This window comes from Rhizobium sp. L9, from assembly GCF_002531885.1.
Classification (GTDB): Bacteria; Pseudomonadota; Alphaproteobacteria; order Rhizobiales; family Rhizobiaceae; genus Rhizobium.
In genome coordinates this window covers 186,990-199,856 of sequence record NZ_NWSZ01000003.1, presented here as the reverse complement: position 1 = coordinate 199,856, position 12,867 = coordinate 186,990, and the positions used below count along the sequence as shown (strand labels likewise).

The window sequence follows — 12,867 nt, the reverse complement described above, 5'->3', positions numbered from 1 at the left end:
GACTGTCAAATGCGGTCACACGATGGCAAAAATGCCACACATGATCAACCTTTTCTTTACATAGTGAACGAGCCACTAACAAGTGGTTTATGATCAGTAACAAATCGTGGTTGCCCGAGTCTTAATAAATAGGGCCTAAGCCGCATCTTTCTGGGGATTATCGGGATCTATGCCGTAATCTTTGAGCTTGCGATAAAGTGTGGACCGACCGATGCCAAGTTTGCGCGCCACTTGACTCATCTGCCCACGATAGAATTTGAGCGCGAATCGGATGAGCTCCTCCTCAACGTCGGCAAGTTTGCGCACATCTCCGGAGGGATTGACACTGGCAATGGCGTTTTCGGAAGTCTCCGACAGGCGGTGATGCACCTCACTTGGCATCCGCGCCTGGTATTCCTCGCCATAGGCTTCATCCGGGTCGAGGCCGGCATTGTCGGCAACGAGCGCCAGGTGGTCCACCACTTCATATTCCGGAAGCTGGGCGGCGATTTGCGGGAAATCCGCCTCCGTCAGCTCCGGCCCTTCGGCGAGAACGACCGCACGGAAGATCGCATTTTCGAGCTGGCGGATGTTGCCCGGCCAATCATAGGCGGTCAGCAGTGCCAACGCGCCTGAATTCACGGTCATGCGGCGGCCGCTCTTCTGCTCGCTGGAGAAGCGGTCGGTAAAGACGCGCACCAGATGCGGGATGTCTTCCTTGCGCTTGCGCAGCGCCGGAATGGTAATCGGGAAGACGTTGAGGCGATAATAGAGGTCCTCGCGGAAATGCCCGCTCTTGACCTCTTCGATCAGATCCTTGTTGGTCGCGGAGATCAGCCGGACATTGACCTTGTGCGCGGTGCGCGCGCCGACCGTCTCGATCTCGCCCTGCTGCACGGCCCGCAGGAGTTTCACCTGCACCTCGAGCGGCAGGTCGCCGATCTCGTCGAGAAAGATGGTGCCGCCATCGGCTTCCATGAATTTGCCGATGTGACGTTCGGTCGCGCCGGTAAACGCGCCCTTCTCGTGGCCGAAGAGGATGCTTTCGACGAGGTTGTGCGGGATCGCCCCGCAATTGACGGTGACGAAAGGCTTGTTCGAGCGGTCGCCGCCGGACTGGATAGCGCGGGCCACCAACTCCTTGCCGACGCCGGATTCGCCTTCGAGCACGACGGGAATGTTGGACTGGGCCGCCCGCTGGGCCAGATCGATGACGCGGATCATCGCCGGGCTGGCCGAAACAATGTCGTCGAAGCCGACGGAGCCCGAGCGCGACCGGCGTCCGGCCCGCGCCTTCACCTCGCGCTGGTCTAGCTTCATCGCGTTGGAGATCGAGGTGGCGATGCGTTCGGGCGACACCGGCTTGACGACGAAATCGAAGGCGCCGGCACGCATCGCCTGCACCACGGTCTCGATGCCGCCCTGGCCCGTCTGGACGATGACCGGGATCTGCGTGCCGAATTCGTGAAGCGCATCGAGAAACTCGAGGCCGGTCATCTCGGGCATCATCAGATCGAGCACGATGACATTGAAAAGGCCGCTGTCGCGTTTGACCATTTCCAGGCCGATGCGGCCGTTTTCAGCCTGGTGCACGACATGGCCGTGACGCTCGATTGCGTTCTTGAGCAGACGGCGTTGCACCGGGTCGTCCTCGACCACGAGGATTTGCCCTGCTCCCTTGAGCTCATTGTAACCGGTCATTGTCGCTCCACTTCATGCGAAACCATGAAGCGCACTCTGGCAGAAAGGCTTGAACATCCAGTTTTGAGAAATAATTGCATTTTAACGATTGCGAAGGCCCGATTTCGTGCCGAAGCGAGGCCTTTTATGCGCCGAAAGGCCCTTGATGCGGGGCCTTCTCGCGCTTATTCAAGCAGACCTGTCATAAAGTGGAGAGGAATTGCGCCCATGAAAATCGAGCCCCTGCACGCCGGGTTTTCTTTCTCGCCAGCAACGCCAGCCGGGGCAGCGGCCGATCCGGCGCTCGGCGACCTGCCGGTTTGGAAGCTGCAGGATCTTTATCCCTCCGCCACGTCCACCGCCTTCGTCGCCGACATGGAAAAGGCCGGCAAGGCCGCGGTCGCTTTCGAAGAAAAGTGGAAGGGCAAACTCGCCGAAGCAGCGGCGAAGACCGGCACCGAAGGCATCGGCGCGGCGCTGAAGGAATATGAGGCGCTTGACGACATCATGGGCCGCCTCGGCTCCTTTGCCGGCCTCACTTATTTTTCCGACACCACCAATCCGGCAAACGGCAAGCTCTACGGCGACGTCCAGGCCAAAATCACCGAATTCTCGGGCCATCTCCTGTTCTTCGCGCTCGAGCTGAACCGGATCGACGACGCCGTGATCGACGCCTGCATGGCCAATGACCCCGATGCCGGCCATTATCGCCCCTGGCTGATCGACCTGCGCAAAGATAAGCCCTATCAGCTCGATGACAGGCTGGAGCAGCTCTTCCTCGAGAAGTCGATGACATCGGCCTCCGCCTTCAATCGCCTCTTCGATGAAACCATGGCGGAGCTTCGCTATGAGATCGATGGCGAGAAAGTGCCGCTCGAGGTGGCGCTGAACATGCTGCAGGAGAAGGATCCGGAAGTGCGCCGCAAGGCGGCCATGGCGCTCGCCGAAACCTTCAAGGCGAATATCCGCATCTTCACGCTGATCACCAATACGCTTGCCAAGGACAAGGATATCTCCGACCGCTGGCGCGGCTTCGAGGATATCGCCGACTCCAGGCATTTGGCAAACCGCGTCGAGCGAGAGGTTGTCGACGCCTTGGCCGCAGCCGTCCGCGAAGCCTATCCCCGCCTTTCGCACCGCTATTATAGAATGAAGGCGAAATGGCTCGGCATGGAGCAGATGAATTTCTGGGACCGCAACGCGCCCCTTCCGGAAACGTCGAGCGCCGTGATCTCCTGGTCCGACGCGAAGGACACGGTGCTATCGGCTTACGGCAATTTCGCCCCCGAGATGGCCGATATCGCCAGGCGCTTCTTCGACGAGCAATGGATCGATGCCCCGGTTCGCCCCGGCAAGGCGCCTGGCGCCTTCGCTCATCCGACGGTTCCCTCGGCACACCCTTACGTGCTCGTCAATTATATGGGCAAGCCACGCGACGTCATGACGCTTGCCCATGAACTCGGCCACGGTGTCCATCAGGTTCTCGCCGGCGCGCAAGGCGCGTTGATGTGCCAGACGCCGCTGACGCTGGCCGAAACCGCGTCGGTCTTCGGCGAGATGCTGACCTTCCGCGCGCTCCTGGAAAAGACGACCGACAGGCGCGAGCGCAAGGCGATGCTTGCCCAGAAGGTCGAGGACATGATCAACACGGTCGTGCGCCAGATCGCCTTCTACGAATTCGAGCGCAAGCTGCACACCGCCCGCAAGGCAGGCGAACTCACCGCCGACGACATCGGCGAACTCTGGCTCTCCGTCCAGTCGGAAAGCCTCGGGCCGGCGATCAATATTTCAGAGGGCTACGAGACCTATTGGGCCTATATCCCCCACTTCATCCATTCGCCCTTCTATGTCTACGCCTATGCTTTCGGCGATTGCCTGGTCAATTCGCTCTACGCCGTTTACCAGAAGGCCGAGAAGGGCTTCCAGGAAAAGTATTTCGAACTGCTGAAGGCCGGCGGCACCAAGCATCATTCTGAACTCTTGAAGCCTTTCGGCCTCGACGCCACCGATCCGTCGTTCTGGAGCCAGGGCCTGTCGATGATCGAAGGGCTGATTGATGAGTTGGAAGCATTAGATAAGGGGTGAATTCTCGTCGCCAGGAGCGGAGAGGCAGCAATGAGTCTCTTCTCCCCTCGGGGGAGAAGGTGCCGGCAGGCGGATGAGGGGGCGACATAGCAGAAGCTGTCCTTCGCATCTGCTCAGGACGTCGCTCCGCCCCCTCATCTGCCCTTCGGGTATCTTCTCCCCCATGGGGAGAAGAGGGAAGTATCTCACCCTCCCCATCTCACCTCGAGCAATGGAGAGCAGAACAAATTGAAAGTGTCGCGTGGCCGACCAACCCTATATCCTTTTTCGCGACGACACGACCGACGAGGTGATGCTTTTCGCCAAGCCGGCTGAGATCATCGTCGCTCGGACGCGCAGCGAATTCTTCGCCGGCCTTGTCCGCATGGAAGAGGCTAAGGCCGAGGGCAAATGGCTTGCGGGCTACATGGCCTACGAGGCCGGATATCTCTTCGAAGAAAAACTCGCTGCCTTCGCCGGAGAAGGTCGCGAAACGCCGCTCCTCTGTTTCGGCGTCTTCGATGCTCCGCAGCCGGACACACACCCGCTCGCCCAGCCGAAACAGCGCCTCGAAAACGAGGAATTCCTCACCGCCCCGAAGGCCGGCTGGGATTTCCCTATATATAAAGAGCGTTTCAACCGTCTTCACGACCACCTGCGGCTCGGCGACGCCTATCAGGCAAACCTCACCATGCCGGTCGAAGCCCGCTGGAGCGGCAATCCCCGCGCCGCCTTCTGGTCGCTGATCGAGCGCCAGCCTGTGAAATACGGTGCACTGATCGATCTCGGCGGCCCGATCATCCTGTCGCGTTCACCCGAACTCTTCTTCCGCACCGATGAGCAAGGTTGGATCGAAACCCATCCGATGAAAGGCACGGCAAAACGCGGCGCTACCGCCGCCGAAGATGCCGAAATCATCGCGGCCATGCGGGCAGATATCAAGACGCAGGCCGAAAACCGCATGATCGTCGATCTCCTGCGCAACGACATCTCCCGCATCACCGAGGTCGGCACGCTCGATGTACCGAAGCTCTTCGACGTGGAGACCTATCCGACCGTCCACCAGATGGTCAGCCATGTGCAGGCAAGACTTCGCCCCGGCCTTTCGATCCGCGATATTTTTGCCGCCCTCTTCCCCTGCGGCTCGATCACCGGCGCGCCGAAGATACGGGCGATGGAGATCCTGCACGCACTCGAGGATGACCCCCGCGACGCCTATTGCGGTGCGATCGGCATGATCTCGCCGACCGGCGCCATGCGTTTTTCCGTCGCCATCCGCACCGTCACGCTTTTTGGCGGCGGCAGGGCGGTCTTCAATGTCGGCGGCGGCATCGTCTTCGATTCCACCGCCGAGGCGGAATATGAGGAATGCCTGCTCAAGGCCCGCTTCGCCGTTGGCGACCAGTGGATCGCGCGATGACCGATTTCTCGCTGATCGAGACACTGCGCTGGCAGCCCGGCGACGGCTTCATCCGCCTGCGCCTGCATCTCGCCCGGCTTTCCCGCTCCGCCCGCCGCCTCGGCTTTCCGCAGCCGCTCGGCGCGGCGGCGAAGCTCGATAAAGCCGTCAGTGAGGCAAAGGGCCCGCTGCGCATCCGCATGACCTTCGACGCACAAGGCCGCATCGAGGTGACGAGCGCGCCCTTCGTCCCGTTGGCGCCTGATACAGTCTGGACCGCCCGCCTCGCCGCAACGCGCCTCGAATCCGCCGACCGGCTGCTGCGGGTCAAAACCACGCGACGCGCCGTCTACGAAGCCGCGCGCGCCGAATATGCTCAGGCGGAAGCCGACGAAGTCATCCTGTTGAACGAACGCGACGAGGTCTGCGAGGGAACCATCACCTCCATCTTTCTCGACGACGGAAGCGGTATTTTACGCACTCCGCCGATCTCCTGCGGCCTGCTCGCCGGAGTGCTGCGCACCGAACTCATCTGCGGGCGCAAGGCCCGCGTCGGCCATCTGACCCTTGCCGATTTCGATGCCGGCACGCTTTATGTCGGCAACTCGCTGCGTGGACTGATCCGCGCAAACCTCCTCAGGAATTGAGCATGTTCATCCTCTCCCTCACCTATCGCAAATCCAAGGACGATGCCGACATTCACATGGAGCCGCACATGGCCTGGGTGAAGGAGGGTTACGCTAAAGGCTGGTTCCTCGCCTCCGGCCGCAAGGTGCCGCGCACCGGCGGCGCGATCCTCGCCATTGGCGACCGTGCCGCAATCGAAGCCTATGTCGCCGCCGACCCCTTCACCGTCCACGGCGTCGCCGAATACGAAATCACCGAACTTGCGATAACGACGACGGTCGAAGGATTGGAAATCCTGAAGCGGTGATTTTCGGTCAGGGCATCTTGTCGCGCCGATATTTGGCCTTTCCCCGTCAACGCTCTTTATTGTGACGGCGTTTTGTGGTTAGAGCCGGTCACTTCGCAATTTCTGCGGCAATCTCACAAGAATTCTTCAGGCTGAGCGCCTTCGTCCCCTTCCACAGGAGAAAAGAATGACGGAACAGAACTATCCGGTATATGCCGAAATTACCGGTCCGATCGTGATGATCGGCTTTGGCTCCATCGGCCGCGGCACCCTGCCCCTGATCGAGCGCCACTTCAAATTCGACAAGAGCCGGATGGTCGTCATCGACCCGCGTGAAGAACCCTCCGACATGGAGATCCTGAAGAAACATGGCGTTCGCCACATCAAGGAATATGTTACCAAGGACAATTACAAGGAGCTGCTGAAGCCCCTGCTGACGAAAGGCGAAGGCCAGGGCTTCTGCGTCAACCTCTCGGTCGACACCTCCTCGCTCGACATCATCAAGCTCTGCCGCAAGCTCGATGTTCTTTATATCGATACGGTCGTCGAGCCCTGGCTTGGCTTCTATTTCGACAAGGGCATGAGCAATGCCGACCGCACCAACTATGCGCTGCGCGAGACGGTGCGCAAGGAAAAGGCGAAAAACCCCGGCGGCGCCACCGCCGTCTCCACCTGCGGCGCCAATCCGGGCATGGTCTCCTGGTTCGTCAAGCAGGCGCTCGTCAACCTCGCCAATGATACCGGTGTTAAATTCGAGGAACCGGACCAGCACGATCGCGAAGGCTGGGCCAAACTGATGAAGAAAGTCGGCGTCAAGGGCGTCCACATCGCCGAGCGCGACACCCAGCGCACAAAACATCCGAAGCCGCTCAACGTCTTCTGGAACACCTGGTCCGTCGAAGGCTTCATCTCCGAAGGTATGCAGCCGGCCGAACTCGGCTGGGGCACGCACGAGCAGTGGATGCCGAAGAACGCCAGGAAGCACAAGAAGGGCAACAAAGCGGCGATCTACCTGGAGCAGCCGGGCGCCAACACCCGCGTGCGCACCTGGTGCCCGACCCCCGGCCCGCAATACGGCTTCCTCGTCACCCACAACGAATCGATCTCGATCGCCGATTACTTCACGGTCCGCGACAAAGACGGCGAAGTCACCTTCCGTCCGACCTGCCATTATGCCTACCATCCGGCCAACGACGCCGTGCTCTCGCTGCATGAGATGTTCGGCAACGGCGGCACCCCGCAGCCGGTCCACCACGTTCTCGACGAGGACGAGCTCGAGGACGGCATCGACGAACTCGGCGTCCTCCTCTACGGTCATGAGAAGAATGCCTACTGGTATGGTTCGCGCCTGTCGCTGGAAGAAACCCGCCGCATCGCGCCTTACCAGAACGCCACCGGCCTGCAGGTGACCTCCGCCGTTCTCGCTGGCATGGTCTGGGCGCTGGAAAACCCCAAGGCCGGCATCGTCGAAGCCGACGAGATCGATTACAAGCGCTGCCTCGACGTGCAGATGCCCTATCTCGGCCCGGTCGAAGGCCACTATACCGACTGGACGCCACTAGACGGCCGTCCCGGCCTGTTTCCTGAGGATATCGACACCAAGGATCCCTGGCAGTTCAGGAACATCCTCGTTCGCTGACATTGTCAGTGCAACTTTGAAGATGCCCGCCGCGAGGCGGGCATTTTTGTAACGCTGGCTGTATAAATGCCGTCCCCACTGCTCCAAGCCTTGCCATCATGGCAGACGCACGCCATGTTTTGCCCGAACTTGGCGGGTGACCGCCACGCCGATTCGCCGGGAGAAGCCTTATGAAAATCAGAACTGGTCTCGTTCTTGTCGGTGCAGCGGCCGCTCTTGCCTCCTGCGTTTCGCCGGAGCCACGGCCATTGCCGGTTGCAGCCACGCCCGCCGCCAACGGCGTTGAAGGCAGCTGGAGCGATCCGAACGGCATCGTCTCCACGTTCCAGGGCGGTACCTTCACCACCCGCACGACCGATAGCAACCAGCTTCTTGCTTCCGGCACCTATATCAATACCTCGCCGACACTGGTCGAGATCAACATGACCTCGCTGGTGCGCAAGACACAGTCCAAGGTTAATTGCGCCCTCGTCAATCCTACCCAGCTCAACTGCACTTCGGATTCCGGTGCACAATTCACACTTTCCCGCCGCGGCTGAAAAGAGCGGATGCGCTGACGGTCTTGTGCTGGTTGCCGTGCGAATCTTTTTCTGGTCACCTTGTCCTGCTGATGCTGGTCTCACCTCGAAGGCGATGACGGCCGCTTAAGAGGCCGCTTTTTTGTGCCGGTCCTCTTGGAAAGAATCCCTTCTGATCCAGCTTTCCCTTGCGGTTGTGAATCGTCTGATGGAACATCTGCTCGCCGGGAAACCGACCCGGCGGACTTGGAAGGGATTGGCGGGGATCAGGGGGATCTTTCGCCTCAATCAGGAGAACAGGGATGACGAAGTCTTTCAGCTTCGGTCTTTTGACCGCGTCCATGCTGGCGCTGAGCGCGGGCGCCGCCTTTGCCGATTACGAACTCAATATTCTTCACATCAACGATTTCCATTCACGCATCGAGTCGATCAACAAATTCGATTCCACCTGCTCGGCCGAGGAGGAAGGCAAGAAGGAATGCTTCGGCGGCGCCGCCCGCCTGAAGACTGCGATCGACCAGCGCCGCCAGGCGCTGTCGGGCAAGAATGTCCTTCTCCTGAATGCCGGCGACAATTTCCAGGGCTCGCTCTTTTACACCACCTACAAGGGCGCGGCCGAAGCCGAATTTTTGAATCTGATGAAGTTCGACGCCATGACCGTCGGCAATCATGAATTCGACGACAGCGAGGATGGACTTGCGGCCTTCCTCGACAAGGTGCAATTTCCCGTCGTGACCGCGAACGTCAAGGCGAGTGCCGTCTCAAAGCTCGGCGATCGCATCAAGCCCTCGCTGGTGCTCGATGTCGGCGGCCAGAAGATCGGCATCGTCGGCGCCGTCACCAATGATACGCCGGAGCTCTCCTCGCCCGGCCCGAATGTCACGATCGAAGATGACGTTCAGACGATCACATCAGCCGTGCAGGACCTGAAAAGCCAGGGGGTCAACAAGATCATCGCGCTGACCCATGTCGGCTATCCCCGCGACCTAGCGTTCATCGCCAAGATCCCGGACGTTGATGTCGTGGTCGGCGGCCACTCCCACAGCCTGCTTTCCAATACCGATCCGAAGGCCGAAGGCCCGTATCCGACGATGGTCGACAACCCCGGTGGCTATAAGGTGCCGGTCGTCCAGGCCGCCTCTTACAGCAAGTATCTCGGCGACATCGTCGTCAACTTCGACGACAATGGCGTCGTCAAGGATGCCAAGGGCGATCCAATCCTGATCGACTCGTCCTTTACACCCGATCCGGCCGTCGTCACCCGCGTCGCCGAACTGGCAAAACCGATCGAAGAACTGCGCAAAAAGGTGATCGGCTCCTCCGAAGGTCCTATCGAGGGCGATCGCAAGGTCTGCCGCGTCAAGGAATGCTCGATGGGCAATCTGGTGGCCGACGCCATGCTTGACCGTACGAGGAGCCAGGGCGTCACCATCGCCGTTCAGAATGGCGGCGGCCTGCGTGCGTCTATCGACGGCGGCGATGTCACGCAGGGCGAAGTCATCACCGTCCTGCCTTTCCAGAACACCCTCGCCACTTTTGAAGCCACTGGCGCGGAAGTCGTCAAGGCGCTTGAGAACGGCGTCAGCCAAATCGATCAGGGCGCCGGCCGCTTCCCGCAGGTCGCCGGCCTGAAGTTCTCGTTCGACCAATCGAAGCCTGTCGGCAGCCGCGTCAGCGATGTTCAGGTGAAGGAGGGCGACAATTTCGCGCCAATCGATCCGGCCAAGACCTACAAGATCGCCACCAACAACTTCATGCGATCAGGCGGCGATGGCTATTCGATCTTCAAGGAAGGCAAGAACGCTTACGATTACGGTCCAGATCTCGCCGACGTGACTGCCGACTACGTGGCCGCGCATTCGCCCTATAAGCCCTATACCGATGGCCGTATCAACGAGGTGGCGCAGGCCGCGCCCGCACCCTCCGCGGAACCGGCGCCCGCCGCTCCGGCACCCGCGGCCCCTGCGCCTGCAGCTCCCGCTCCATCAACCGAACCGAGCCCGGCTCCGGCAACGCCCGCTCCCGCAGAACCGGCGCCAGCACCTTCTGCACAGGCTCCCGCTGCAGAGCCCGCACCGGCCCCGAGCGCCGCTGCTCCAGCCACGGAGCCTGCCCCGACCGCCGCTCCCGCATCCGCCACGCCGTCCACCCACGTCATCGCCGAGGGCGACACATTCTGGGATCTCGCCGAGACCTTCTATGGCGATGGTACGCTGTGGCGGAAGCTTTCGGATGCCAATGGCAAGCCCAACCCACGTCATCTGACGGTCGGCAAGGAGATCCAGGTTCCCGCAAAGTAAGACGATTTGTCTCGACACCATCGGCCGGCCCGGGGTTTCCCGGGTCGGCTTTTCTTTCTATAGGGTGAACCATGTTCTCGAGGCTGCGTATCAGCCGACGAGACAACGACCGTTGGGGCCAGAATGACAGCAGATATTTCACTCCGTCCGGCAGATCATCCAGCCATCAAATCAGGCAAGATCGGCGTCCTGCTGGTCAATCTCGGCACGCCCGACGGCACCGACTACACCTCAATGCGCCGCTATCTCAAGGAGTTCCTGACCGATCGCCGCGTCATCGAATGGTCTCGCTGGAAGTGGTATCCGATCCTCTTTGGCATCGTGCTCAACACCCGTCCACAGAAAGTCGGCAAGGCCTATCAGTTGATCTGGAACAAGGAGAAAAACGAAAGTTATCTCCGCACCTACACGCGCAACCAGTCGGAACTGATGACCGAGCGCCTGCGCGATCTCGAAAATGTCAAGGTCGACTGGGCGATGCGCTACGGCACGCCGTCGATCGCTTCGCGCATCGACGCGCTGAAGCAAGAAGGCTGCGACCGTATCGTGCTTTTCCCGCTTTATCCGCAATATGCGGCGGCGACGACCGCGACGGTCAACGACAAGGCTTTCCAGAAGCTGCTCACCATGCGCTGGCAGCCGGCGCTGCGCACCGTGCCCGACTATCATGACGACGAGACCTATATCGAGGCGCTCGCCCAATCCGTCGAAAAGCACCTTTCGACGCTCGACTGGAAGCCGGAAATGCTGCTCGCCTCCTTCCACGGCATTCCGATGTCCTATTTCAAACAGGGCGATCCCTATTACTGCCAATGCCAGAAGACCGGCCGGCTGCTGCGCGAGCGCCTCGGGCTGACCAAGGAAAACTTCATGGTCACCTTCCAGTCCCGCTTCGGGCCGGAGGAATGGTTGCAGCCCTATACCGACAAGACCGTGGAGAAACTCGCTCAGGACGGCGTCAAGCGCATCGCCGTCATCAATCCCGGCTTCGTCTCCGACTGTCTGGAAACGCTCGAGGAGATCGCCGAACAGGCCGCCCACTCATTCCATGAGAATGGTGGCGAGAAGTTCGCGCATATCCCCTGCCTCAACGACAGCGAGGACGGCATGACGGTGCTGGAAAAGGTCGTTCGCCGCGAGCTGCAGGGCTGGGTCTGAGAGACTCTCGACAGAAAGCTGGGGCCGGACAAGTCGCCGGTAACAGTCGGGTGACGTAGCCGAGGCGGAACCTCCTTCTCAGTTGGAGTCGGGGCGGTTGCGCCCTCATTTCTTCCTCGCAAATAACGTGCTAACTCACCACATCAGTTGGGCAGGCGCGCATGCGCCGATGGGAGGAATTTTTCATGCTGTTCGGCGGCTTCGACATCGTCGTGATCGTGCTGGTCATCTTCGTCATTTTGGTGCTCTTTGCCGGGATCAAGACCGTACCGCAGGGCTATCGCTACACCATCGAGCGCTTCGGCCGTTATACCCGCACGCTGGAGCCGGGCCTCAACCTCATCACTCCCTTCATCGAGCGCGTCGGAGCGCGAATGAACGTGATGGAGCAGGTACTGAATGTGCCGACCCAGGAAGTGATTACCAAAGACAATGCCTCGGTTTCAGCCGATGCCGTCGCCTTCTTTCAGGTTCTGAATGCTGCCCAGGCCGCCTACCAGGTTTCCCACCTCGAAAATGCCATCCTCAATCTCACCATGACCAACATCCGCTCGGTCATGGGCTCCATGGATCTCGACGAACTGCTTTCCAACCGCGACGCGATCAATGACCGGCTGCTGCGCGTCGTCGATGAGGCGGTGCAGCCCTGGGGCATTAAGGTCACCCGCGTCGAAATCAAGGACATCCAGCCGCCGCGCGACCTCGTCGATGCGATGGCTCGCCAGATGAAGGCCGAGCGCGAGAAGCGCGCCCAGGTACTGGAAGCCGAAGGAGCGCGCAACGCGCAGATCCTCAGGGCCGAGGGCGCCAAGCAATCCGCCATTTTGCAGGCAGAAGGCCAGCGCGAAGCCGCCTTCCGCAACGCCGAAGCCCGCGAGCGACTGGCCGAGGCCGAAGCCAAGGCGACGAAGATGGTCTCCGAAGCGATTGCCGCCGGTGATGTTCAGGCGATCAACTATTTCGTCGCCCAGAAATACACCGAAGCGCTCGCCTCGGTCGGCTCGGCGCCCAATTCCAAGATCGTGCTGATGCCGATGGAAGCCTCTTCCATCCTGAGCTCGCTCGGCGGCATCGGCGCCATCGCCCGCGAAGTCTTCGGGGACGCCGGCAATCCGCCGCCGCCTTCCCCGCCGCGTCCGCGTCCCGCGCCGATCCGCTCTACGCCGCCGATCAATCCGCCTGCCCCCAATCCCTTCAATCCGGATCAGGAGCGATAA

At 60.7% G+C, this 12,867-nt stretch carries 10 protein-coding genes; 9 read left to right on the top strand and 1 reads right to left on the bottom strand.

Annotation, left to right across the window (positions count from 1 at the left end):
* Positions 1-135 precede the first annotated feature (135 nt).
* Positions 136-1,680 carry a sigma-54 dependent transcriptional regulator gene (locus CO660_RS02800; RefSeq protein WP_097597266.1) on the bottom strand — a complete coding sequence of 515 codons (1,545 nt, stop codon included), beginning with the start codon at positions 1,678-1,680 and terminating at the stop codon, positions 136-138.
* A gap of 207 nt (positions 1,681-1,887) precedes the next feature.
* Between CO660_RS02800 and CO660_RS02795 the strand changes: the two genes are divergently transcribed.
* From CO660_RS02795 to CO660_RS02755, 9 genes are all read left to right on the top strand, one after another.
* Positions 1,888-3,744 (top strand): M3 family oligoendopeptidase, encoded by a 1,857-nt coding sequence (locus CO660_RS02795; protein WP_097597265.1) that lies wholly within the window; start codon positions 1,888-1,890, stop codon positions 3,742-3,744.
* Between the two features lie 292 nt (positions 3,745-4,036).
* On the top strand, positions 4,037-5,143 hold the full coding sequence (locus CO660_RS02790; RefSeq protein ID WP_245421289.1) for an aminodeoxychorismate synthase component I: 1,107 nt from the start codon (positions 4,037-4,039) through the stop codon (positions 5,141-5,143).
* Positions 5,140-5,769, top strand: coding sequence for an aminotransferase class IV family protein (locus tag CO660_RS02785; protein ID WP_097597263.1), 630 nt, complete (start codon positions 5,140-5,142; stop codon positions 5,767-5,769). The genes CO660_RS02790 and CO660_RS02785 overlap by 4 nt, the downstream gene beginning before the upstream one ends.
* Before the next feature lie 2 nt (positions 5,770-5,771).
* A complete protein-coding gene (locus CO660_RS02780) occupies positions 5,772-6,056 on the top strand; it encodes a YciI family protein (RefSeq protein WP_097597262.1) in 285 nt (94 codons plus the stop codon).
* Between the two features lie 166 nt (positions 6,057-6,222).
* A complete protein-coding gene (locus CO660_RS02775; protein WP_097597261.1) occupies positions 6,223-7,674 on the top strand; it encodes a homospermidine synthase in 1,452 nt (483 codons plus the stop codon).
* Positions 7,675-7,844: 170 nt separating this feature from the next.
* Positions 7,845-8,213: an outer membrane lipoprotein Omp10 gene (gene omp10, locus CO660_RS02770; protein WP_085779399.1), complete on the top strand. Its 369-nt coding sequence runs from the start codon at positions 7,845-7,847 to the stop codon at positions 8,211-8,213.
* A gap of 281 nt (positions 8,214-8,494) precedes the next feature.
* Positions 8,495-10,492, top strand: coding sequence for a 5'-nucleotidase C-terminal domain-containing protein (locus CO660_RS02765; protein WP_097597260.1), 1,998 nt, complete (start codon positions 8,495-8,497; stop codon positions 10,490-10,492).
* 123 nt (positions 10,493-10,615) lie between these two features.
* Positions 10,616-11,650 carry a ferrochelatase gene (gene hemH / locus CO660_RS02760; RefSeq protein ID WP_097597259.1) on the top strand — a complete coding sequence of 345 codons (1,035 nt, stop codon included), beginning with the start codon at positions 10,616-10,618 and terminating at the stop codon, positions 11,648-11,650.
* Positions 11,651-11,835: 185 nt separating this feature from the next.
* Positions 11,836-12,867 carry an SPFH domain-containing protein gene (locus CO660_RS02755; RefSeq protein WP_085779402.1) on the top strand — a complete coding sequence of 344 codons (1,032 nt, stop codon included), beginning with the start codon at positions 11,836-11,838 and terminating at the stop codon, positions 12,865-12,867.

Excerpts from the sequence above, each read along its gene's own strand:
- omp10 (WP_085779399.1), top strand. The coding sequence starts at position 7,845 with ATGAAAATCAGAACTGGTCTCGTTCTTGTCGGTGCAGCGGCCGCTCTT.
- CO660_RS02775 (WP_097597261.1), top strand. The coding sequence starts at position 6,223 with ATGACGGAACAGAACTATCCGGTATATGCCGAAATTACCGGTCCGATC.
- hemH (WP_097597259.1), top strand. The coding sequence starts at position 10,616 with ATGACAGCAGATATTTCACTCCGTCCGGCAGATCATCCAGCCATCAAA.
- CO660_RS02800 (WP_097597266.1), bottom strand. The coding sequence starts at position 1,680 with ATGACCGGTTACAATGAGCTCAAGGGAGCAGGGCAAATCCTCGTGGTC.
- CO660_RS02785 (WP_097597263.1), top strand. The coding sequence starts at position 5,140 with ATGACCGATTTCTCGCTGATCGAGACACTGCGCTGGCAGCCCGGCGAC.
- CO660_RS02790 (WP_245421289.1), top strand. The coding sequence starts at position 4,037 with ATGCTTTTCGCCAAGCCGGCTGAGATCATCGTCGCTCGGACGCGCAGC.
- CO660_RS02765 (WP_097597260.1), top strand. The coding sequence starts at position 8,495 with ATGACGAAGTCTTTCAGCTTCGGTCTTTTGACCGCGTCCATGCTGGCG.
- CO660_RS02755 (WP_085779402.1), top strand. The coding sequence starts at position 11,836 with ATGCTGTTCGGCGGCTTCGACATCGTCGTGATCGTGCTGGTCATCTTC.
- CO660_RS02795 (WP_097597265.1), top strand. The coding sequence starts at position 1,888 with ATGAAAATCGAGCCCCTGCACGCCGGGTTTTCTTTCTCGCCAGCAACG.
- CO660_RS02780 (WP_097597262.1), top strand. The coding sequence starts at position 5,772 with ATGTTCATCCTCTCCCTCACCTATCGCAAATCCAAGGACGATGCCGAC.